The 22,545-nt window shown below is 64.3% G+C and carries 22 protein-coding genes; 7 read left to right on the top strand and 15 right to left on the bottom strand.

Going from position 1 to position 22,545, the window contains the following annotated elements; genetic code table 11:
- Positions 1-21: 21 nt before the first annotated feature.
- From asnS to bioA, 3 genes are all read right to left on the bottom strand, one after another.
- On the bottom strand, positions 22-1,422 hold the full coding sequence (asnS, locus tag BN1124_RS11655) for an asparagine--tRNA ligase (RefSeq protein WP_042642056.1): 1,401 nt from the start codon (positions 1,420-1,422) through the stop codon (positions 22-24).
- Between the two features lie 268 nt (positions 1,423-1,690).
- Complete coding sequence (locus BN1124_RS11650) at positions 1,691-2,503, bottom strand: HAMP domain-containing protein (protein WP_042642054.1); 813 nt, start codon at positions 2,501-2,503, stop codon at positions 1,691-1,693.
- A 135-nt stretch (positions 2,504-2,638) separates the two neighbouring features.
- The gene (gene bioA / locus BN1124_RS11645; protein WP_042642052.1) at positions 2,639-3,913 is read right to left on the bottom strand and encodes an adenosylmethionine--8-amino-7-oxononanoate transaminase; all 1,275 of its coding nucleotides are present in this window, start codon (positions 3,911-3,913) and stop codon (positions 2,639-2,641) included.
- 190 nt (positions 3,914-4,103) lie between these two features.
- Between bioA and bioB the strand changes: the two genes are divergently transcribed.
- From bioB to htpX, 5 genes are all read left to right on the top strand, one after another.
- Positions 4,104-5,216, top strand: a complete 1,113-nt coding sequence (bioB, locus tag BN1124_RS11640; RefSeq protein WP_042642051.1) for a biotin synthase BioB — start codon at positions 4,104-4,106, stop codon at positions 5,214-5,216.
- Positions 5,213-6,430 carry an 8-amino-7-oxononanoate synthase gene (gene bioF, locus BN1124_RS11635; protein WP_042642049.1) on the top strand — a complete coding sequence of 406 codons (1,218 nt, stop codon included), beginning with the start codon at positions 5,213-5,215 and terminating at the stop codon, positions 6,428-6,430. The genes bioB and bioF overlap by 4 nt, the downstream gene beginning before the upstream one ends.
- Positions 6,423-7,241, top strand: coding sequence for a malonyl-ACP O-methyltransferase BioC (bioC, locus tag BN1124_RS11630; RefSeq protein ID WP_042642359.1), 819 nt, complete (start codon positions 6,423-6,425; stop codon positions 7,239-7,241). The genes bioF and bioC overlap by 8 nt, the downstream gene beginning before the upstream one ends.
- A gap of 169 nt (positions 7,242-7,410) precedes the next feature.
- Positions 7,411-8,091: a dethiobiotin synthase gene (gene bioD, locus BN1124_RS11625; protein WP_042642047.1), complete on the top strand. Its 681-nt coding sequence runs from the start codon at positions 7,411-7,413 to the stop codon at positions 8,089-8,091.
- A gap of 113 nt (positions 8,092-8,204) precedes the next feature.
- Positions 8,205-9,077 (top strand): protease HtpX, encoded by an 873-nt coding sequence (htpX, locus tag BN1124_RS11620; RefSeq protein ID WP_042642045.1) that lies wholly within the window; start codon positions 8,205-8,207, stop codon positions 9,075-9,077.
- 75 nt (positions 9,078-9,152) lie between these two features.
- Here htpX and BN1124_RS11615 read toward each other — a convergent pair whose 3' ends face one another.
- The 7 genes from BN1124_RS11615 to BN1124_RS11585 form a co-directional block, all read right to left on the bottom strand.
- Positions 9,153-10,961, bottom strand: a complete 1,809-nt coding sequence (locus tag BN1124_RS11615) for an MOSC N-terminal beta barrel domain-containing protein (protein WP_042642043.1) — start codon at positions 10,959-10,961, stop codon at positions 9,153-9,155.
- A gap of 245 nt (positions 10,962-11,206) precedes the next feature.
- The gene (locus BN1124_RS11610; RefSeq protein ID WP_042642040.1) at positions 11,207-11,422 is read right to left on the bottom strand and encodes an HP1242/YdcH family protein; all 216 of its coding nucleotides are present in this window, start codon (positions 11,420-11,422) and stop codon (positions 11,207-11,209) included.
- A gap of 273 nt (positions 11,423-11,695) precedes the next feature.
- Positions 11,696-12,286 (bottom strand): hypothetical protein, encoded by a 591-nt coding sequence (locus BN1124_RS11605; protein ID WP_042642038.1) that lies wholly within the window; start codon positions 12,284-12,286, stop codon positions 11,696-11,698.
- Positions 12,287-12,297: 11 nt separating this feature from the next.
- Positions 12,298-13,656, bottom strand: a complete 1,359-nt coding sequence (locus BN1124_RS11600) for an MATE family efflux transporter (RefSeq protein ID WP_042642036.1) — start codon at positions 13,654-13,656, stop codon at positions 12,298-12,300.
- 122 nt (positions 13,657-13,778) lie between these two features.
- Positions 13,779-15,602: a SulP family inorganic anion transporter gene (locus BN1124_RS11595; RefSeq protein ID WP_042642034.1), complete on the bottom strand. Its 1,824-nt coding sequence runs from the start codon at positions 15,600-15,602 to the stop codon at positions 13,779-13,781.
- 72 nt (positions 15,603-15,674) lie between these two features.
- A complete protein-coding gene (locus BN1124_RS11590; protein WP_042642032.1) occupies positions 15,675-16,289 on the bottom strand; it encodes a nucleotidyltransferase family protein in 615 nt (204 codons plus the stop codon).
- A complete protein-coding gene (locus BN1124_RS11585; RefSeq protein WP_042642030.1) occupies positions 16,279-16,536 on the bottom strand; it encodes a GNAT family N-acetyltransferase in 258 nt (85 codons plus the stop codon). The genes BN1124_RS11590 and BN1124_RS11585 overlap by 11 nt, the downstream gene beginning before the upstream one ends.
- Positions 16,537-16,698: 162 nt before the next feature.
- On the opposite strand from BN1124_RS11585, the gene cysM reads away from it, so the two are divergent.
- Entirely contained in the window at positions 16,699-17,601 is a 903-nt protein-coding gene (cysM, locus tag BN1124_RS11580) for a cysteine synthase CysM (protein ID WP_042642028.1), read from the top strand.
- An 89-nt stretch (positions 17,602-17,690) separates the two neighbouring features.
- Here the strand turns inward: cysM and BN1124_RS11575 are convergent, their stop codons facing one another.
- Genes BN1124_RS11575 through BN1124_RS11560 form a run of 4 tightly spaced genes read right to left on the bottom strand, consistent with a single transcriptional unit; the run spans position 17,691 to position 21,410 of the window.
- Positions 17,691-18,875: an iron-containing alcohol dehydrogenase gene (locus BN1124_RS11575; RefSeq protein WP_042642026.1), complete on the bottom strand. Its 1,185-nt coding sequence runs from the start codon at positions 18,873-18,875 to the stop codon at positions 17,691-17,693.
- A gap of 17 nt (positions 18,876-18,892) precedes the next feature.
- On the bottom strand, positions 18,893-19,402 hold the full coding sequence (locus BN1124_RS11570) for a hypothetical protein (RefSeq protein ID WP_042642025.1): 510 nt from the start codon (positions 19,400-19,402) through the stop codon (positions 18,893-18,895).
- On the bottom strand, positions 19,392-19,970 hold the full coding sequence (locus BN1124_RS11565) for a TetR/AcrR family transcriptional regulator (protein ID WP_042642023.1): 579 nt from the start codon (positions 19,968-19,970) through the stop codon (positions 19,392-19,394). Before BN1124_RS11565 ends, BN1124_RS11570 begins: the two co-directional genes overlap by 11 nt.
- Positions 19,971-19,979: 9 nt before the next feature.
- On the bottom strand, positions 19,980-21,410 hold the full coding sequence (locus BN1124_RS11560; RefSeq protein WP_042642021.1) for a coniferyl aldehyde dehydrogenase: 1,431 nt from the start codon (positions 21,408-21,410) through the stop codon (positions 19,980-19,982).
- Between the two features lie 211 nt (positions 21,411-21,621).
- Here BN1124_RS11560 and BN1124_RS11555 point away from each other — a divergent pair, with 211 nt between their 5' ends.
- A complete protein-coding gene (locus tag BN1124_RS11555; RefSeq protein ID WP_042642019.1) occupies positions 21,622-21,915 on the top strand; it encodes a hypothetical protein in 294 nt (97 codons plus the stop codon).
- Positions 21,916-21,988: 73 nt separating this feature from the next.
- On the opposite strand, the gene BN1124_RS11550 is transcribed toward BN1124_RS11555, so the two are convergent.
- Positions 21,989-22,435 carry a C40 family peptidase gene (locus BN1124_RS11550; protein WP_042642017.1) on the bottom strand — a complete coding sequence of 149 codons (447 nt, stop codon included), beginning with the start codon at positions 22,433-22,435 and terminating at the stop codon, positions 21,989-21,991.
- Between the last annotated feature and the right edge of the window lie 110 nt (positions 22,436-22,545).

Below are 22,545 nucleotides of genomic sequence, written 5' to 3'. Positions count from 1 at the left end.
CAATGTGGCACTGCTCGCGGCTTAGAACTCGGCGGTGCGAGGGGTGCGCGGGAAGGGGATGACGTCGCGCACGTTGCCCATGCCGGTCACATAGACCACCAGGCGCTCGAAGCCCAGACCAAAGCCGGAGTGCGGCACTGTGCCGTAGCGGCGCAGGTCGCGGTACCACCAGTAGTCTTCCTTGTTCAGGCCCATCTCGGCCAGGCGCGCATCCAGCACGTCCAGACGCTCCTCACGCTGGGAACCACCGATGATCTCGCCGATCCCCGGGGCCAGCACGTCCATGGCGGCAACGGTCTTGCCGTCGTCGTTGAGGCGCATGTAGAAGGCCTTGATGTCTTTCGGGTAGTTCTTCACTACTACCGGTGACTTGAAGTGTTCCTCGGCCAGATAGCGCTCGTGCTCGGAGGAGAGATCTATACCCCAGGAGACAGGGAACTCGAACTTCTTGCCACAGTTCTTCAACACTTCGATGGCGTCGGTGTAGTCGATCTGGGCGAAGTCGGAGGCGACGAAACGCTCCAGACGGTCGATGGCGTCCTTGTCGATGTGCTGGGCGAAGAACTCCAGATCGTCGCGGCGCTCGGTCAGCACGGCGTTGAAGACGTATTTGAGCATGGCTTCGGCCAGGGCGGCGTTATCTTCCAGATCCGCGAAGGCGATCTCCGGCTCCACCATCCAGAACTCGGCCAAGTGGCGGCTGGTGTTGGAGTTTTCGGCGCGGAAGGTCGGCCCGAAGGTGTAGACCTTGGACAGGGCGCAGGCGTAGGTCTCGACGTTCAACTGGCCGGACACGGTCAGGAAGGTCTCCTTGCCGAAGAAGTCCTTGTCGTAGTCGACCTTGCCGGCCTCGGTGCGCGGCAGGTTTTCCAGATCCAGGGTGGAGACGCGGAACATCTCGCCAGCGCCTTCGGTGTCGGAGGCGGTGATGAGGGGGGCGGCAATCCACAGGTAGCCTTCTTCGTGGAAGAAGCGGTGAATGGCCTGGGCCAGGCAGTTGCGCACCCGGGTCACGGCGCCGACCACGTTGGTGCGGGCACGCAGGTGACCCTGCTCGCGCAGGTATTCGATGCTGTGACGCTTGGCAGACATGGGGTAAGTGTCCGGATCTTCGACCCAGCCCACCACCTTGACCTCGGAGGCTTGCAGCTCGAAGGCCTGGCCGCTGCCCTGGGAAGCCACGATCTCGCCGGTCACTTCCACTGAGCAGGCGGTGGTCAGACGCAGCACTTCATTCTCGTAATTGGCCAGGGTATTGGGGACGACGGCCTGTACCGGATGGAAACAGGAGCCATCGGATATGGCCAAAAATGAGATCCCCGCCTTGGAATCACGGCGGGTCCGGATCCACCCTTTGACTGTCTGGGTGGTGCCAACCGCATACTTACCGGCCAGCACATCTACTACGGATGCGTGCGTCATCGAAATTTTGTCTCCAGCTTGTTCTTGCAGCGCTATTTACAACACTAGGGGTCTGGCCGGGGCATGAAGGGCCCTGGCTGGCAGACTAAGCCGTCAATCTTACCCGCGGGGGTTTGATAAAACCAAGCAAAAATATCGGTCGTTTGCGGGGTTGTCGGCCCAGATCGCCCGCGAGGTGGGCGGTAAAAACGGGGGGCGAGCAGGGCGGCGCACAGGCAGGCGCCTTACGGGGCCTGGCGAGAGCCCGCAGGCGGTGACGTTCTCCCGCTCAGCCTTGGTTTTTCTTGTCTCGCTCCGGGGAGATGGGGCGCTTGCCGAGCTGGCGCTCCACGCTGTCGAGCATCTGGTTGTAGGCCAGCGCGACTCTGCCTATCTCGTCCCCCTCGTCCCCCTCGAGCCGATGGCCGAAGTCATGGCGATCGGTGGCCTCTTCCATGGAGCGGGTCAGCTGGTTGAGGGGGCGGACTATCCAGGTGCGGATGACCCAGAGGGTCAGCAGCAGACCCAGCCCGAAGATGACGGTGAGGCTCAAGGCCGAGGTGAGAATATTCTGCTCGACCCTTGTGAACAGGGTGTCGAGGGAGTAGTCGAATCGCACCGCTCCCAGCACGGTGTTCTCCGCCACCTGATGGCAGCTGGTGCAGTCGGTGCCACGAAAATCTTTCTGGGCCAGCAGTGGACGGGTCACCACCAGCCTGCTGTGCATGCCGTCGTTGACCACCTCCACGCTGGCCTTGCCCGCCAGCGCCAGGGCATCGAATCTGTCCTTGGGCGCCTCGGTCTCGCGACCCGGCCCGTACTGCTTGTTGACCGGTGCGCCGCGCACTATGCGGGCGTCTTCCACGTGGGCGTGCTCGAGGAACTTGCCACGCAGGGTATCGCGGGCCGCCATCTTGTCGGTCAGCATCAGCATGTTGAGGCCGTCGAAGTAGGCCTCGGTCTGCTCGTGGCTCTGCTCCTTGATGAGGGTCAGGATGAGATCGCGCTCGCGCACCGCCTGATAGGCTGCGGAAAACACCAATACCATGGAGAAGATGAACAGCAGGAAAAAATTGATCTTGGCAGTGATGGAGAGGCGCATGGGAAAGGTACATCTGTTGGGTCAAACCCACGCAGTCTACTCTTCCAATCTGCCGGGTTCTGGTGTCTCGCTCACATTCTGATGAAAAAGAGTCAAAAGGCCCTGCACTCCCATGCAGGGCCTGTTCATGCTGGCTCAGTAGTCGCCGCTGGCGATGGCCTGGGTGATGGCGGTGGTCAGCACGGTTAATTCCGACGGGGAGATGACGAAGGGGGGCATCAGATAGACCAGCTTGCCGAAGGGCCGGATCCAGGCCCCCAGCTCGACAAACTTGCGCTGGATGCGCGCCACATCGACCCGCTCCTTCATCTCCACCACCCCGATGGCCCCCAGCACCCGAACATCCGCCACCGCCGGGTTCAGGGTCAGGGCCACCAGCTCGGTTCTGAGCTGATGCTCGATGGCGCGCACCCGCTCCTGCCAGGGAGAAGCCAGCAGCAGCTCGATGGAGGCGTTGGCCACGGCGCAGGCCAGCGGATTGCCCATAAAGGTGGGCCCGTGCATAAAGACCCCCGCCTTGCCGTCACAGATGGTGCGGGCAACCCGCTCCGTGGTGAGGGTGGCAGAGAGCGTCAGGTAGCCGCCGGTGAGCGCCTTGCCAAGGCACATGATGTCCGGGCTGATCCCCGCCCAGTCACAGGCGAACAGCTGGCCGGTGCGGCCGAAACCGGTGGCAATCTCGTCGGCGATGAGCAGCACCCCGAACTCGTCGCACAGGGCGCGCACCCACTGCAGGTAGCGGGGGTGATAGAAGCGCATGCCCCCTGCCCCCTGGACGATGGGCTCGAGCACTATGGCGGCGATCTCCTCGTGGTGATCCGCCATCAGGGTGGCCAGCTCCACCACGCACTCCTCGTTCCAGTCGGCGTGGAAACGGCAGCTCGGCGCCTCCACAAACAGCTGCTCGGGCAAGAAGCCCTTGTAGAGCTCGTGCATGCCGCCGTCGGGGTCGGTGACGCTCATGGCGCCGAAGGTATCTCCGTGATAGCCGCCGCGCAGGGAGAGGAAGCGGGATCTGGGGGTGCCCTTGGCATGCCAGTACTGCTGGGCCATCTTGAGCGCCACCTCCACCGCCACCGAGCCGGAATCGGCGAGGAACACCCGATCCAGCCCGGCCGGGGTAATCTCCACCAGCTTGCGGCACAGCTCGATGGCGGGGGCATGGGTCAGGCCGCCAAACATCACGTGGGACATCTTGCCGAGCTGAGCGCTCGCCGCCGCATCCAGCTCCGGCACCTGATAGCCGTGAATGCAGGCCCACCAGGAGCTCATGCCATCCACCAGGGTACGGCCATCGCTCAGGCTGAGGGTCACGCCCTTGGCGCTGGCCACCTCGTAGCAGGGCAGGGGATGGGTGAGGGAGGTATAGGGGTGCCAGACGTGGTGCAGGTCGAATTCTTGATTGGTCATTATTTGTTCTGTTGTCAATGTGATTAATCTGGTCGGTGTTGACAGTCTACGCGCGCTCTCTACACTAGCCAACAATTTCAGCCACTTGGCTTCGCACACTCAGGATTGCGTGCGGGGCATGGCGGGTTCTGCGGTCGCTCATCCTGGATGGCCGGCGCAGGATCCCACTTATAACAATCGGAAGCCATGTATGAATGCTCTCACCCAGGGTGGTCACGCCCTTCGTCACGACTGGACCCTCGCCGAGGTGCAGTCGCTGTTTGCCCTGCCATTCAACGATCTGCTGTTTCAGGCCCAGACGGTGCACCGCGCCCATTTCGATCCCAACGAGGTGCAGGTGAGCACCCTGCTCTCCATCAAGACGGGGGCCTGCCCGGAGGATTGCAAGTACTGCCCCCAGAGCGCCCGTTATCACACCGGCCTCGAGACCGAGCGGCTGATGGAGGTGGAGAAGGTGCTGGAGCGGGCCCGCGAGGCGAGGGCCAACGGCTCGTCGCGCTTCTGCATGGGTGCCGCCTGGCGTAACCCCAAGGAAAAAGACATGCCCTACATTCTGCGGATGGTCGAGGAGGTGCGGGGGCTCGGCATGGAGACCTGCATGACGCTCGGTATGCTGACCGCGGATCAGGCTTCGCGTCTGGGTGCCGCCGGGCTCGACTACTACAACCACAACCTCGACACCTCGCCGGAGTTCTACGGTGACATCATCACTACTCGCACCTATCAGGACAGGCTGGACACCCTGGAGCACGTGCGCGGCGCCGGCATGAAGGTCTGCTCCGGCGGCATCGTCGGCATGGGGGAGCAGGCCAAGGATCGCGCTGGCCTGCTGATGGCGCTGGCGAACCTGCCGCGCCACCCGGAGAGCGTGCCCATCAACATGCTGGTCAAGGTGAAGGGCACGCCGCTGGAGAACCAGGCGAACCTCGACTCCTTCGAATTTATCCGCACCATCGCCGTGGCCCGCATCATGATGCCGAGCTCCCACGTGCGCCTCTCCGCCGGGCGGGAGAAGATGAACGAGCAGATGCAGGCCATGTGCTTCATGGCGGGTGCCAATTCGATCTTCTACGGCTGCAAGCTGCTGACCACGCCGAACCCGGACGAGAGTACCGACATGCAGCTGTTCAAGCGGCTCGGTATTCGCCCCGCCCAGCGCGCCCAGAAGCCGGATGCGGTGCAAGAAAAGGAGCTGCTGGCCCAGGTGACAAGGGAAACCCTTGGCGACGAGCTGTTCTATGACGCGACCCGTCATAGTGGGACGGATAGAGTAGCAGTGCAATCTGCTGCAAAATCGATATGAAACCTGTGTATCTGACTGCCGAACCAGGCCCCTTTGCGCTGCGGGAGGCACTGGTCGCCCGCGAGCAGGAGGCCCTGCTGCGCCGGCGCATCCCGACCGAGGGGGCCAGCGGTGCCCGGCTACGGGTGGGAGGGTGCGACTACCTCAACTTCTCCGCCAACGACTACCTGGGGCTGGGGAGCCATGAGGCTATCAAGACCGCCTTCAAGGCCGGGGTCGATCGTTATGGCGCGGGATCCGGCGCCTCCCCCCTGGTGACCGGCTACAGCCGCGCCCATCAAGCACTGGAGGAGCAGATCGCCGACTGGCTTGGATTGGAGGCGGTGCTGCTGTTCAACTGCGGCTTCTCCGCCAACCAGGCGGTGCTCAAAGCCTTGCTCGGCAAGGATCACCTGCTGTGGCAGGACAGGCTAAACCACGCCTCCCTGCAGGAGATGGGCAGCCAGCTGCCCTGCAAGATGAGGCGCTTCGCCCACAACGACATGGCGGCGCTCGAGCGGCAGCTGGAGCCAAACCGGGGCCTCATCGTCTCCGAGGGGGTGTTCAGCATGGACGGGGATCAGGGGCCTTGGCGCGAGCTCGCAGCCCTGGCCGCCCAGAGCGGCAACTGGCTGATGATCGACGATGCCCACGGTATCGGGGTGCTCGGGCCAGAGGGGCGCGGCACCCTGGCGGCGCAAGGTGTTGACCCGGCTTGCGTCCACATCCAGATGGGCACCTTCGGCAAGGCGCTCGGGGTGGCCGGGGCCTTCGTCGGCGGCAGCCGCACCCTGGTGGACTATCTGGTCAACTTCGCCCGTCCCTACGTCTACAGCACCCATATGCCCGCCGCCCAGGCCTGCGCGGTGAGTGCGAGCATTGTGTTGGTGCGGGAAGCCGATGAGGCTCGCGCCCATCTTGGCTCGCTCATCGCCCGCTTCCGGCAGGGGGCCAGCCAGCTTGGTTGGACGCTGGGTGCGAGCGAGACTCCGATCCAGCCGCTGCTGGTGGGGGAGAGCGTACCCGCGCTGGCCCTGAGCGGGCGGCTGCGAGAGCGCGGCCTCTGGGTCGGTGCCATTCGCCCGCCGACGGTGCCGGCGGGCACGGCGCGGCTGCGCATCACCCTCTGCGCTGCCCACAGCGCGCAGGATGTCGATCGCCTGCTCGATGGCTTGGGCCCTTGCCAAGGTGCAGCCCTCTGCCCGGCCCCTGCCGGGGAGTCGCACCATGCATGAGCCTCAATCTCGGGACGCCTTTCAGCGGGTCGACAAGGTGCAGCTGGCGCGCCGCTTCGGCGCCGCCGCCCGTCACTACGACGCCCATGCCAAGTTCCAACAGGAGGTAGGGCAGGCCCTGCTGGCCATGATGTCGGCGGGCTCACCTCTGACTGGTGCCTTGCCGGAAGTGGGTCTGGATCTTGGCTGCGGCACCGGCTTCTTCCTGCCTGCCCTTGCTGATCGCTGCCAGCGGCTGCACGGGCTGGATCTCGCCCCCGGCATGCTGGCGCAGGCGGCCCAACGGGGCAGCGGCGCCCTGCTGCTGTGCGGCGATGCGGAGCAGTTGCCCTTCGCCGACCAGAGCCTGGACTGGGTCTTCTCCAGCCTGGCCCTGCAGTGGTGCGAGCGGCCGGCCCAGGCCTTCGCCGAGTTGTATCGGGTGCTCAAGCCCGGCGGCCAGCTGCTGTTCTCGACCCTGCTCTCGGACTCCCTGTGGCAGTTGCGTGAGGCCTGGCGCACAGTTGACGAGCGTCCCCATGTCAATCGCTTCCTCAGCCTGCCACAATTGCGCCGCGCCCTCAGCGACGGGGGTTTCCCCGCCCCGGAACTGGCGTGCCAGACCTGGTCCCTCGCCTACCCGGAGCTGACCGGCCTGCTGCGGGACCTCAAGGGCATAGGCGCCAGCCAGCTCAACGACGGACGCCAGCCTGGTCTTGGCAATCGTCAGCGCCTGCTGCGCCTGGAGGAGGCCTATGAGCAATTCCGTCAGCCGGATGGCCTGCTGGCCGCCAGCTACCAGGTCTGCCTTGGACGACTCGTTCGTCAATAGAGGGCCGACTCGTTCGTCAATAGAGGGCCGACTCGTTCGTCAGAAGGCCGGCTGATCCGCCCATAAGCGATTCCGCCCGCTCATAAGCGGAGCGGGCTCGCCACCGAACATCATAGAAACGCGGGTGAGTGGCTCAGGTTCTCACCCTGTATTGCGTTGAGGAGTCATCATGGTCAAATCCTTCTTCATCACCGGCACCGACACCGACGTGGGCAAGACGCTGGTCGCCCGCACCCTGCTGCGGGAACTCGCCGCCCAGGGCATCTCATGCGCCGGTTACAAACCCATTTCGGCGGGCTGCGCCCGCACCGCCGAGGGGCTGCGCAACCAGGATGCCCTGCTGCTGCAGGCTGCCGCCAGCCTGCCGCTGCCCTACGATCTGGTCAATCCCTTTGCCTATGAGCCCCCGATCGCGCCCCATATTGCGGCTCGCGAGGTGGGTGAATCCATCCCCCTGAGCGGCTTGTCCGCGGGGCTGCGTGCCATCGAGCAGGCCGGCGCCGAACTGGTGATCGTCGAGGGGGCGGGGGGCTGGTTTTTACCGCTGGACAGAACCTATCTGCTGTCGGACTGGGTCAGGCAGGAGAATCTGCCGGTGATAGTGGTGGTGGGGGCCAAGCTCGGCTGCCTCAACCATGCGCTGCTCACCTTCGCCGCCATCCGCAACATGGACCTGCCGATCGCGGGCTGGGTGATCAACCGGCTGGATGATCGCATGAGCCACTACCAGGAGAATCTGGATACCCTGAGGGGCTTGCTACCGGCGCCATTTTTGGGTGAAATGCCCTTTGTAAACAATCCACTCGAGGCTGACTTGCGCGGGTGTCTCGATATTTCTCCTCTGCTCTGAACCCGACATTCAGCAAACATTCATCGGATCTATCTATTATCTGGAGCTGGTGTGGTAGCAGGCCGGCAGCGAATCGGCCCGGACCACGCATCTATATCTCACAAGGAGTCAATATGAAGCGAATTATGCTATTCCTGGTGACCAACCTGGCCGTCATGCTGGTGCTGGGGGTGGTACTCAATATCCTGTTCTCGGTTCTGGGGATCAACAAGTCCAGCATTTCCGGTCTGTTGGTGTTCTGCGCCGTGTTCGGTTTTGGGGGTTCCTTTATCTCCTTGCTGATGTCCAAGTGGATGGCCAAGCGCAGCTATGGTGTCCAGGTCATCGAGCAACCCCGTAACGAGACCGAGCACTGGCTGGTGAGCACAGTGGCTCGTCAGGCGCGCGAGGCAGGCATCAAGATGCCGGAGGTGGGGATCTACGACTCCCCCGAGATGAACGCCTTCGCCACCGGTGCCCGTCGCGACGACTCGCTGGTGGCCGTCTCCTCCGGCCTGCTCTACAGCATGAGCCGTGACGAGGCGGAAGCCGTGCTGGCCCACGAGGTGAGCCACGTGGCCAATGGTGACATGGTGACCCTGACCCTGATCCAGGGGGTGGTGAACACCTTCGTGATGTTCTTCGCCCGCATCGTGGCCGGCGTCATCAGCAACTTTTTCAGCTCAAGCAACAGCGAAGAGAGCAGCAGCTCCGGTGGCTTCGCCTACATGATCACCGTCTTCGTGCTGGAGATGATCTTCGGTGTGCTGGCCTCCATGATCGTCATGTGGTTCAGCCGTCAGCGTGAGTTCCGCGCCGATGCGGGCGCCGCCAAGCTGGCCGGTCGCGACAAGATGATCGCCGCGCTGCAGCGTCTCTCCCGCGGTGCCGAGCCGCAGATGGAGGGCACCATGATGGCCTTTGGCATCAACGGCAAGCGCTCCGTGAGCGAGCTGTTCATGAGCCACCCGCCCATCGAGCAGCGCATCGCCGCCCTGCGCGGTTAAGCGTATCGCCATCAAAAACGGCTGCCTTTGGGCAGCCGTTTTGCTTTCTGGGACACATGGCCCTCGCACCCACCCTTATCGGGGTCCGATCACCAGATCGGTGAGCGGTACGGCGCAGCAGGTGAGGATCTTGCCCTCGGCCCGCTCGGCGGCGGTGATGGCCGGTGCCTCCGGATGATCCACCTCTCCCGACAGCAGGGTTTGCTTGCAACTGCCGCAGATGCCGGCGCGGCAGCTCCAGGGCAGCTCCACCCCCTGCTTGTGGGCCTGATCCAGCACAGTGCCCTGGTTGTTGCCGGCAAAGCTCTGCTCGCCGATGCGCAGCTGCACCGCCTGGTGGGGGCGGGCCACCGAAAGGATGGCGCCGCCGAAGCTCTCCTGCCTGATGCGCTCGGCAGGCACTCCCAGTTCACGCAGCTGAGCGACCGCCTCGCTCATAAAGCCGTGGGGGCCGCACAGGAAGACGTCCCTTGCTAGCAGCTCCGGGATCCTGGCGAAATGGGCCTGGCTCAGGCGGCCGCTCAATCCCTGCCAATGGCCATCTGGTTGGCTCAGGATCAGGGTCAGCTGCATCCCGGCTTGACTCAGGGCATGCAGCTCGGCGGCGGCCGGGATGTCGGCTTCGCTGCGGCACAGGTGCATAAAGTGCACCTCGTCGAGTTCATGGCGCAATTGCAAGGTGCGGGCGATGGCGAGCATGGGGGTGACGCCGGATCCCGCCGAGAGCAGCAGCAACTTGCGCTCTGTCCCCAGGTGGAAGTCACCGGCGGGGGCGCTGGCCAGCAGGCGGTCACCGACCTTGAGCTGACTGTGCAGCCAGGGGGAGATGCGACCGTCACCGAGGCGCTTGACGCTGATGCTGTAGCGCTCCGGTTGCTCCGGCGTGGAGCTCAGGGTGTAGCGCCGTTGCAGCCGCTCCCCCTTGATGTCGAGGCTGACGGGCAGGTGCTGACCGGGCAAATAGTCCGGCAGGGGCTCGCCGTCGGCGGCCTCGAACCAGAAGGTCTCCAGATCCCGCGCCAAGGGTTCGCGGGCCACGCAGACCAGCTCACGCTTCTTCGGCGCCCCGTTGGGGTAGACCGGCGGACGGGCGCGCTCCAGCACCTCTATCTCGCTGCCCGCTTCAATCCAGCCCTCGTTCAGGGCCACCAGATTCTGGCCGAAGTAGACCTCCCCATCCTCGCCGCGACGATAGCGGGTGAGGGTGGCGAGCGGCTCCTTGAGGGCGTTGAAGCGATCGCTGCCAGGCTCCACCGTGGTCATGATGCAGCGGCTGCAGGGCTTGGCGACCAGGAACTCCACCTCACCGATGCGGATCCGCTTCCAGCCGTCCTCCTCGAACGGGCGCGCGCCGCTTGCCACCAGATTGGTCCTGAACTGGCTCATCTGGTGCAAGGCATCGGATCTCAGGTTGAGATCCTCAAGGGAAGCCTGGCCGATCAGCAGCAGCGGATAACCGTCGGCGAAGCTGACTCTGGTGCCTGTTTTGGCCCGGAAGCGATCGGAGCGTTCCCCGAGCCAGAGCAACCGGACCGGCTCCCCCGCCACCCGGCTCAGCCAGGCATCGGCCCGATCCTGGGTGTGCAGGGCCTGGAAGCTGTCGCCCCAGACGCCGGTGGCCTGCGGGGCCAGGCTGAATGCTTGCTCTTGCAGGCTGAGGGGCTCCAGGCCCGGGTAGCGCAACTGCAAGCCGCCCTCGACGGGGGCGGCCACCACCAGCTGCAACTGGGGATGGGTGCGGGCTGTGATGAAGCTGCCGTCCGGCTTGACCACCATGTAGCGGCGATCGCCTTGTAGGCCCTCTTCAGTCACCAGGGCACGGGTCAGCGGCATGCCTGCGGTCGATTTGATGGGATAGAGATGAATGCTGTCGAGCCTTGGCATGTCCGGGTCCTTGTTGGTCGCGAGGGGCGCAGTGGCGACTCCGGTCCGGCCAGGATCGCGCGACGATACCCGAGCGGAGCAGGGAGTGCAGAGAGGGAAGATGTTAACCGGCTTGAGGGCTGTCACCAAGCCCTGTGATGACTGATGGCTCCAGGTGGGAGAGACGTAGGCAACTGGCAATAAAAAGCCCGGCTTGCGGGCCGGGCTGGGGGATAAGTTGCTTATCCGGGTATTCGTCGAGGCGTCTAATGTGGATGTTGTCTGAGGATGTCGTATATCTCCTCTTTCAGTTTAAGCTTCTGTTTTTTCAGATCTTTCACCTCGGAGCTGTAATCGCTGGCGTGATGCTTTTCCAGTTTTCTAATCTCCTCATCCAGGTCGTTGTGCAAGTCAAACTTCTTCTGGAAATGGACATCACTGCTCTTCAGTTTAGAGATGAGTTCTCTGTACTCTGGGAACATGTAATGGAGCCTCCTTTGTTTCGTTTGATTGTGCCTTGACCTTCAAACTACCCCTATCCCCGACGAAGAAATGTGATCCGCTTCAAATTCGGCGCCAATGGTTCGCCGCCCGCCGCCACGGTTTTTTAACTGATTGAATCGCAAGCTGATAAGGGGCTTATGAGTAAGGGGGAGTGCGTTAAATCGGGAGGGACGTCACGTTTATGACCAGGGGATGACAGCCGCAGGCAGCAAAAAGGGGCCACAGGCCCCTTGTTGCAACGCGGATGGATTTTACTCTTTCTTCTTTTTCTTCTCGGGCAGGGGTTGGCCGTCACGGGCGATCACCTTGCCGACCTCGAAGCCGATCTGCGCCGCCAGCTCTTCCAGATCCGGCGCCTTGGCCTCGTCGCCGATGGCGTACTGGTAATTGGCGATGGTGATCTTCTCGGCCACCGGGGTGCCGGGGACTATGGGCTCACGCCAGCCCTGACCCACATGGGCCACGAGCGTGCCGTTCATGATGAGCTCGCCGACGATCTCCTGGGTGGGAGTGCCCTTGCCGTAGGTGAGCGCCTGGGGATGTTTCTTGCCCACCAGGGGCTCCGTGCTGGCGTGCATCAGCTTGGTGCGGATCAGCCACTTGGGATCTTTGGTCTTGCCGACCGCCTTGCCGGTCTGGTACTCGTTGATCTTGATGGTCTTGATCATCTGAGCCATGAATTCCTTGGTCAGCGCCTTCTGCGCCTCGTTGGTCTCATCGATGGCGATGGGGGCCACGTACCAAGTTTGGGGGGCGGGTGCCTTGGGGGCTTTGGGCGCGGTCTGCGCCATGGCCAGTGGGCTGAGCAGGATCGCTGCCAGCAAGAGTCCGATTTTCTTCATCATGATTCCGCTTATGATTCCACAGATGTTTCGACAAGGATTTTGTTTTGCCAGCGGCGACTGCGCCAGCGCCAGAACATGGCCAGACCGCGCACCCATTCGTCACAGGCGAGCGCCAGCCAGATGCCTACCAGGCCATAGCCCTGCATGATACCAAGGAAATAGGCGAGGGGAACGGCAATCCCCCACATGGAGACGAGCGCCATGTAGAGCGGGAAACGGGCATCCCCGGTGGCGCGCAGGGCGTTGATCACCACCAGGTTGAAGGTGCGACCGGGTTCGAGGATGAGGCTGATTAGAAACAGCTGTGCCACCTGGGTGATGATGTCGGCATCGTCGGTGAACAGGCTGATGATGGCGCGGCCGTTCAGGGCCGCGGCGATGGCGATAACGGTGGTGACGATGAGGCCGAGCTTGAGGCTCTTCATCAGCTGGTTGTAGGCCTGCTCGAAACGGCGGGCGCCGGCCAGGTGGCCGATGATGATCTCGTTGCCAAGGCCAATGGAGAGGCCGAACAGCAGGATGAACAGGCAGATCTGGAAGAAGTAGGACTGGGTCGCCAGCGCCTTGTCACCGAGCAGGCCGACAAAGGCCGTCACCACCATGAACTGCAGCATCCAGGAGAGGTTCTCCCCCGCCGCCGGCAGGCCGATGTGCAGCACCTTGTCCAGCATGGCCTTGCTCGGGCGAACGATCTCGGGCAAGCGCAGCTTGATGCCGGTCTTGCGGGTGACCAGCCACACCAGCAGCACCACGCCGACGATGCGGCCCGCCACCGTGCTGATGGCGACCCCGGCCACTCCCAGTTGTGGCAGGCCGAACCAGCCGTAGAGCAGCAGCAGGTTGCCGACGAAGGTGATGAGGTTGACGATGAGTGTCACGTACATGGCCTGACGGGTGTGACCGTGGGCCCGCAGGGTGGCGGCCAGACAGAGTGCCGCCGCCTCCGGCAGCAGACAGAGGCCGATGATCTGCAAATAAAGGGTGGCATCCCCCATCAGGTTGGCGGGCAGGTTCATCAGCGCCAGCATGGTGCTGGCCCCGGCGATGACCCCCACCGCCGCCACCAGTCCCACCAGCAGGTTGAAGCCGATGGCGGTGTGGATCACCACCCGGGCTTTTTCCTTGTCGCCGGCTCCCAGATACTGGGTGATCACCACGCTGGTCCCGATGCTGACGAAGCTGAACAGGGTGATGGCGAGATCGAACACCTGGTTGCCGACCGCCAGCGCCGCGACCCCCTGATAGGAGACGTGTCCCACCATGAAGGTGTTGAGGGCCCCGGTCAGGAAGTGCAGGGCGAGATCGATGAACAGTGGCCAGGTCAGGGCGAAGAGGGAGCCCGGGCCCGCGTGGGATTGAGTCTGCATGGCTTATCCAAATAGGGAGGATGGCGCTCGTCAGCGCCATCTGGACGGGCATTTAACACCAAGAGCCTGAGCGGTGCAATGGCAGATCCTGCCATCCGCAAGTGACTGCAGGATCGCCTGATTCAGGCCGGGGTAGCGCCGGCCTCCTGCTCGGAAGGCAGGGTGAGCCGCGCCGAGTCCGGCAGCGCCTCGTCCTGGGGCCAGCGGGAGAGCAGGGCATCCGTGGTGCTCTCCTTTGCCTCGTCGTCCTTGAACACCGGCTCACGGTAGCAGCGGGTCATGCGCAGCGCCTGATACATGTCGGGGCAGAGGGTGATCCCCTCGTCGCCGACCCGGATCCCGGCCTGCTGCAGCCAGTGGCTCATCTGGCCATGGCGACCGGCCATCACCATGTGAATGCCGCGCCGCTTGAGCTCCTTGTGCAGCTCCCCCACCATGCTCATCACGCTGATGTCCTGGTGGGTGAAGCAGGCGACGGCGTCGATCACCAGACACTGGGGGCTATGGGGGTCCTGCACCAGCAGCGCCAGCACCCGCCGCTTGAAGTAGGGGGCGTTGAAGTAGGTGAGCGGCGAGTTGAAGCGATAGACCAGGATGCCGGGGATGGCCTTGGCCTGCTCGTTGTCGCCGAGGGTGCGCACCACCCCTTCGTCATCCATGCCGAGCAGTTGATCCGTCGGTCGCATCACGTTGCGCAGGAACTGGAACAGGCCAAGCAGGACGGCGAGGGTGATCCCCGGGATCACCCCCATGGTCAGCACGCTGATAAAGGTGATGAGGGCGAGCCAGAAGGCGGCACGGTCCGAGTGGCGCAGGGCCCAGAGGCCGCGAAAATCGGTCAGCGACAGGGAGGCCATCACCAGCACCACCCCGAGGGCGGCGGTGGGGATGTATTGCAGCGGCGCCGTCAGGTAGAAGGTGACCAGGGCGATGACGAGGGCGGCGATGATGGAGACCAGCTGGCTCTTGCCGCCGTTGGCGTCGTTGACCGCGGTGCGCGAATCGGCGCCGCTGATGGCAAAGCCCTGGGAGAGGGCCGAGGCCAGGTTCGCCATCCCGAGGGCGCGGAACTCCTTGTCCGCATCGATCTCGTAGCCGTTCTTGGCGGCGAAGCTGCGGGCGGTGAGCATCATGGAGACGAAACTCACCATGGCAAGGTTCAGGGCCGGCAACACCAGCTCCCGCATCAGGCCGGGGGGAAACTCCGGCATCTGGAGCTCGGGCAGACCGGAGCCGATGGCCCCCAGGGTGGCGATGTCGAAGCGGGCGAGATCCAGCGACCACACCAGGGCAGCCGTCACCACCATGGCCACCATGGAGGAGGGCCAGGATGGCTTGTAGCGCTTGGCGAGCAGCAGGGTGAGCAGGGCGGTCAGGCTCATGGCCAGGGTGGGCAGATGGGTCTGGGTGATGTAGTTGGTGCCATTCAAGATCCGCTCGATGAGATAGCGCTCGCTGAAGGTGAAGCCGAAGATCTTGGAGAGCTGGCCCACCATGATGGTGATGGCCACCCCGTTGAGCAGCCCCATCAGGATGGGGCGGGAGAGGAAGTCCGCCAGCACCCCCAGCTTGAAGCGGCTAGCGATCAGACACCAGAAGCCGGTCATGGCGGTCATGGTCATCACCAGTTGCCACTGGCGGGTGGCATCCCCTGCGGCGAGCGGCGTCACCACGGCGGCGATCACCGCGCAGGTGGCGGCGTCCGGGCCGACGATGAGTTGGCGGGATGTACCAAACAGGGCGTAGACCAGCATGGGCAAGATGCAGGAGTAGAGGCCGACGATGGCGCCGACCCCGGCGAGCTCCGCATAGGCGATGGCCACAGGCAATGCTACCGCAGCCACCGACAGGCCAGCGCGAAGGTCCGGCACCAGCCAGGCCCGCTGATATTGCAACAGGGCGGCGAGGCCCGGCAGCCAGCGTTCGAGAGAGAAGAAGTCGCGCATTATTTAACCCATTGAGTTATAAACAGCTTTTGGCTCTAGTGTGCCCAAGGTTGTCAAAGCATTGCAACGCCGTTATGGCCAGGTCACCACAAGGTCGGGCCAGATGGCCTGCCACCCTTTGTCGAGGACGCGCCGCACGAACACCTGGCTCTCCTGGCGGCATCTGGGGTTGGCGTCCACTCGCAATGACCAGTTATGACCAAAGCCATAGGGCGCCAGCCATTCGAACTCGTCACCGGGCAGTAACCTGACCCCGATACAGGTGGGGATCTCCACCCAGTGGCTGAGGGCCGACAGCGAGCTGACGAAGGGGGGCACCTGTTGCCGCACATGCATGCGGGCCTGGTTGCGCACCTCCCAGCACTGAGCCGGTAATCGGGCCGCCAGCCAGGCCTCGTGATCGGCCTCCGCCAGCCCTTGGGGATCACTGGCATCCAGATAGATGAGGTCGATGTCGTTGAGGGGAGTCGGCTCGGACTTGTGGTGCAGGTGATCCCACACGAGATTTCGCACGAAGCCGGCGCCGAGTGCCCAGTCGGGCAAGTCCAGCTCCCGCGCCGCCCGCAGACAGGCCATGCGTGTTGAGTCGGCCCGCAGCAAGGTTTCGGTCTGTGCCTGCAGCCGCTGCTCTGTCGCCGCCTCAGGTCCGGTTTGCGGTGGGAGCCGCAGTTGCGCCTCAGCTCCCATGGCGGCGCAGCCAGACGTCGATGTAGCTGCAGGTGGGGATGATGGTCAGCCCCTCTGCCTGGCTCCAGTCGTAGAAGCTGCGCGCCAGCCGATCGGCGATCCCTTTCCCCCTCAGTTCCGAGGGGACCTGGGTGCTGTAGGCCTCGACGGTGCTGGCATCCAGTCGGCGATAGGCGAGGCGGGAGAGCTGGCCGTCCACCACGCAGACGAACTGCTGCTGGTCGGGCTGATGAAGGATGTCACTCATGTTGGCTCCTGAAACGATGAGAAAAATGATCAGAGCATGCTGGCGACACTTTGCCAACCGGGCTTTTCGACCGTCCTCCGCTTTGTCGGCGAAGGGCGCTCCCTTACACTGGCTCCGCCTGCAAATGGCCGATAGCCCAAGGTATAGAACAGTTAACAGAGGATGGATCCCATTATGGCCTTCGCCACCCTGGATGCCCTGATAGGCAATACCCCGCTGCTGCGGCTGCAGCGCATCAATCCCCATCCCGGGGTGACCCTGCTGGTGAAGCTGGAGGGCAACAACCCCGCCGGCTCGGTCAAAGACAGGCCGGCGCTCAACCTCATCAAGGCGGCGGAGGCGAGTGGTCACTTATCGCCTGGGGCCCGGCTCATCGAGGCGACCTCAGGCAACACTGGCATCGCCCTGGCCATGGTGGCGGCGGTGCGGGGCTACCGGATGCGGCTCATCATGCCGAGCACCATGAGCCAGGAGCGGCGCGATGCCATGCTGGCCTATGGTGCCGAGCTGGTGCTGGTGGACGATGGCATGGAGGGGGCGCGAGACCTCGCCCTGGCCATGCAGGCGCGCGGCGAGGGGCTGGTGCTGGATCAGTTCAACAACCCGGCCAACCCGGATGCCCACTATCTGTCGACCGGCCCCGAGATCTGGCACCAGAGCGGGGGGGCAATCACTCACTTCGTCTGTGCCATGGGCACCACCGGCACCATCATGGGGGTCTCCCGCTACCTCAAGGAGCAGAATCCGGCCATCGAGGTAGTCGGCCTGCAACCGGCAGAGGGGAGCCAGATCCCGGGGATCCGCCGTTGGCCCGCCGCCTACCTGCCCACCATCTTCGAGCCGGCGCGGGTGGATCGGGTGCTGGACGTGACGCTCGATGAGTCCCTGGCCATGATGCGCCGACTGGCGCGGGAAGAGGGGATCTGTTGCGGGGTCAGCTCGGGGGGCGCCGTCGCCGGTGCCCTGCGGGTGGCCGCCGACCTCGAACAAGGGGTGGTGGTCGCCATCATATGCGATCGGGGGGACCGTTACCTCTCCACCGGGGTATTCAGCGACGCCCCCTGATCCCTGGCGCCATCCTCCGGGAGCCCATGCCAGTCCCGGACTGGCATGGGACGGGATCTTGTGCTGTGCCAGCCCAGCTGATTAGCACGTTATTCCCACAGCTGTTCCAACAGCGCCAGCAACTGATCCCTGTCGGCATCCTTGCGGTTGTAGAGCAGGGCGCCGTCGTTGATGGCGAGATCCCGGATATCTTGGAGCACAGATCTATCCGTCACCCCCGCCTCCGCCAGGGTACGCGGCAGTCGCACTGCCTCCCACAGGGTATCGCGCAGGCTATTGATGGCATCCAGACTGGCCTGGGGCCGCAGGGCGGCCGGGGTGGTGGCGAAGCGCTCGGCTCCCGCCAGCGGCAGCAGCAGGCGGGTGAGTTCTTCATCGATCTCGGGCCTGTTGTAGTCGAGCACCGCGGGCAGGAAGAGGTTCATGCACAGGCCGTGGGGCAGGTGACAACGGGCCCCCAGGCTGTGGCCGAGGGCGTGCACCAGCCCCACCATGGAGTTGGAAAACGCCATGCCTGCCAGGGTGGAGCCCTCCGCCAGTTGCAGCCGCAGCTGGCTGTCTTCTGGCTGTGCCAGCACCTGGGGCAGGGCACCCGCTATCTTCTCCACCGCCCCCAGGGCCAGGGCGTCACTGACCGGATTTCGGGCGTTGCCGATGAGGGCCTCGATGGCGTGGGTCATGGCATCCATGGCGGTGGCGGCGGTGATGGGCAGCGGCAAGCCACGGGTGAGGCGCGGGTCCAGCACCGCCAGCCGGGGCAGCAGGAAGGGGGAGGTGAAGGGGACCTTGCGCCCGCTCCCTTCATCCCTTATGACCGCTACCTGGGTGACCTCGGAGCCCGTGCCCGCGGTGGTCGGCACCACCGCCAGTGGCTTGAGCGGCCGGGTCAGGCTGTCGGCCCCGGCATAGTCCAGCAGCCGGTTACCCCCCAAGGTGGCGAGGATGTTGACCGCCTTGGCGGTGTCGATGACGGAGCCGCCGCCGAGGGCCACCAGACTGTCGCAGTTCTGTGCGCCATAGTGGGCGGCGATCTGTTCCACCACGGCGGTGGAGGAGTCGGCCGGGATCTCGTCCCAGCTGGCGGCTATCGGCAGCCCCCCTTCGGCCAGCAGCCGGGTCACCAGCGTGGCGAGCCCGCTGCCGCTGACCCCCTTGTCGGTGAGCAGCAGCGGGCGAGTCGCCCCCAGCGCCCGCAACTCGCCGGCCAGCTGCTCCAGTGCCTGCTCCCCCGCCATCAGCTTGACCGGGCAGAAGAAATCGTAATAGCGGCTCATCTTGTTCATCCTTTCGTTCAACCGGTCAACAGACCCAGGTAGATGCGGCCCGCGCGGCTCAGCTTGCGAGACGGATTGGGATAGTGGCGCAGCAAGGGTCGCACCATGAAGGCGGGCAGGATCAGGGCCTGCAACTGCTCCAGCGCGCGCACCAAGTGCATGGCGACCACCAGATCTCCCTCCACCAGCAGCCGGTTCTCACAGAAGGCCTGATTGATCCCGAGCCGAAAGCTCAGCACCCGAAAGGCGATGGCCGGATGCTTGAAACACACCCGCAGCGACTGCCCCTTGCCGCCACTCTGGCGAGGAGGGCCGCAGCGCCAGCCGTCGGCAGCCTTGTGGATGAGCAGCCCCGGGGGGAGGCCGAACACCTCGAGCCGGATGAGCAGTCCCTCCGGCAGGGGGGCCAGTTCGCGGTGCACCGCCTCATCGATCCGGGCGGCGCGGCACAGGGTGCGGCCGATCACCCACAACAGGGCGGCGATCCAGCCACGGCGGCCGGCGGCGAGCAGGCTATCAAGCGTCATCCCGGGCCCCCGAAATGGCAGACCAGAACAGGGCGAAGGCGCTGGCCTGCCAGTGGGAGTCTTGCCCGAGCTCCGGACTGTCGACAAACAGCGAGGCGCAGGCCAGAAACTGGCTCTGACATACCTCCAGCATCAGGGCCTCGGGGGCTCGCATCAGCTCACCGCTGGCCTGGCCCTGCGCCAGCAGCAGCGGCAGAAAGCGCAAAGTATCCCTCAGGATCTGGCTGCGCAAGGATCTGGCCAGCAGCGGGGAGTGGAAGAACCCCAGCACGAACCTGAGCTCGTTGGGGTTCTCCTGCATCCAGCCCATGGCCTGGCGCCAGTAGTGGCGTGCCTGCTCCTTGAGCGGCAGGGTGGGATCCGCCTCGCTGATGGCGGCGCCGAGGCGCTCTTTGACGTCTTGATAGAGGCATTGGATCAGCAGCTCCTTGCTCGGAAAGTGGTGAAACAGGGTACCGTTAGCCACCCCGGCGGCCTTGGCGATGCGGGCGGTGGCGGCGCCCTGCAGGCCATCCTCGGCGCACAGGGCGAGGGCGGCATCCAGGATCTGGCGGCGCTTGTCGGTCATGGGGCTCTCCTAGCGCAGAAACAGGGTCATCATCAGCCGCTGATACCAGCGCCGATAGGGGGGGTGTATCAGCGCGCCCGTGCTGAATTTGCCACGGCGCAGCACCGTCTTGGCCTTGGAGAAGGTGAGGAAGCCCTCGTGACCGTGGTAGTGGCCCATGCCGGAGGGGCCGACGCCGCCGAAGGGGGCATCATCCGCCGCTACCTGGAACAGGCTCTCGTTGATGGCCATGCCGCCGGCGTGGGTCTCGCGAGTGACCCTCTCTTGTAGCGCGGGATCCAGGCTCATCAGGTAGAGGGCCAGGGGGCGGGGGCGAGCTGTGATGTAGGCGAGCGCCTCGTCGATGTCATCGTAGGGAATGAGCGGCAACAGCGGGCCGAAGATCTCCTGCTGCATCAGCTGGCAGTGGGCGGGCACCTCGGTCAGCAGGTGAGGGGCCAGCCGCCGGGTGGCATCATCCCGGGCCGGGGAGGCGCAAGGATGCACTTCGGCTCCCGCTTGCTCGGCCTCGGCCAGCCAGTCGATGAGGCGTTGATACTGCTGCGGGTTGATGATGGCGCCATGATCCGGGCTCGCCAACCCCTTGGGGTAGAGGCGGGCGAAGTGGTTGCGATACGCCTCGATAAAGGCCTGCTCCCGCCCACGGGGCAGCAGCACATAGTCGGGGGCCACGCAGATCTGGCCGGCGTTCAGGCTCTTGCCGAAGATCATCCGCTCCACCGCCAGGGGGATGGGCATGCCGGGGGCGATGAGGCAGGGGCTCTTGCCGCCGAGCTCCAGGGTGAGCGGGGTGAGCTGGGGGGCGGCGGCGGCCATCACCCGCTTGCCCACGGCGGTCGAGCCGGTGAACAGCAGGTGATCGAAAGGGAGGGTGCTGAAGGCGGCTGCCACTTCGGCATCCCCCTCGATGACGCACACCTGACTCTCATCGAACACCTCGGCCAGCAGGGCACGCAGGGCGGCATTGGTGTGGGGGGTAAATTCGGAGAGCTTGAGCATGGCTCGGTTGCCGGCGGCGATGGCGCCGATGAGGGGGCCGAGGCTCAGCATCACCGGGAAGTTCCAGGGCACCATGATGCCGATTACCCCGAGGGGCTGGTAATGCACCTCGACCCTGGCGGGGGCCAGCAGCAGCCCGGCGTGGCGACGCTGGGGTTTCATCCAGCCCTTAAGCCGCTTGAGGCTGTAATTGATCTGCATGACGCAGGGCAGGATGTCGGCGATCAAGGAGTCATAGTCGCTGCGCTGGCCATAGTCCCGGGCCAGGGCATCGCACAGGGGCTGCTGATGGGCGAGCAGGGCGCCCTTGAGTTGCAGCAGATGGGTGCGACGCTCATCCAGGCTCGGCATGGGATGGGCCTGACAGGCCTGCTTGAGGCGGAGCAACTGCCCGGGCAGGGAGAACTTGTCGGTTGAGGACTGCATTCGTATCGCTTCCATGGCATGCTCCGCTCGAAAAATGGCCGACTGATTAGTCGGTCTGACTCTAACGCCTTGTTGCGGCTTTGTAAACATCGTGCCCGGGGTCAGGGGATGAGTGGGGCCAGGAGCCTTGGAAACTGTGCTCGGTGCCACAGTTCCGGGGGCTCTCGATTGGTTGATTATCCAATAAGAGGTAGTTTTTGGTTATCAACAACATGGAGAGCTGCCTATGACCAGGGAACTGCACAGCCTGTTGGCCCGGCTGGACGATGTGATCGAGCGGATGCCGGAGTGTTTCAACACCTATGAGTTTGCCCAGAAGCTGGCGTCGCGGCATCAGCGCGAATATTTTGCCGCCGGCCACTCCCTGGCCGAGCAGGAGAAGAACCTGCTGCGGCTGCTCCACGAGAAGATTGCCGAGGCGCTGGCCAGCAGCGACGGGGTGATCGAAGGAGCCCTGTTGCCCTGCGTGACCCCCTGGGGCGAGCGGGCTGTCTCACCGCGCTGGCACCGCAAGCATTGAGTCGGTGAAGCTCCAATGGAAAAAGGCCCGTCGGGGCCTTTTTCGTTATCGCGCTTTCGTTCTCAAACAGTGGCTATTGCGTCAGGCGTCTGGCCTGCCAGTAGCGGCTGTTCCAGTAGACGTTGTCGAGCCGGGAGCGGATCACCCCCTTGCTGGTGGACGTGTGGATAAACTCCCCCGCCCCGGTGTAGATACCGACGTGATACTGCTGCCAGCCGGTCTTGAAGAACACGAGATCGCCGTATTGCAGGCGGTAGCGATCCACCGGTCTGCCGAGGCTAGCCTGGGATTCGGTGGTCCTGGGCAGCTCGAACCCCAGCACATGCTGGTAGGCGAGCTGGGTGAAGGCGGAGCAGTCGAGACCGGCTCTGTCCGTGCCGCCCATGCGATAGGGCACGCCGCGCCACTGCTGATAGAAGCCGTCGAAGGCGCCGCTCTGACGCGGGGGCGGCGGCTCGGGTGTGCTGGAGCAGGCGGTGATCAGCAGGGCCAGCAGGGGCGGTAGCAAGGTGCGAAACATCGGAACTCCTTGATAGGGCACGCAACCCATCATAGCCAGTGTTGCTGCTTGGAACCTGAATGCCAATAACAAAATTCCCCGCTTGGCGTTAAAAGCTGCTAACAACAATC

The organism is Aeromonas eucrenophila (genome assembly GCF_000819865.1).
In the GTDB taxonomy this organism is placed as follows: domain Bacteria; phylum Pseudomonadota; class Gammaproteobacteria; order Enterobacterales; family Aeromonadaceae; genus Aeromonas; species Aeromonas eucrenophila.
Note: the sequence above shows the minus strand (reverse complement) of the source record. Positions and strands in the feature narration are given on the sequence as shown.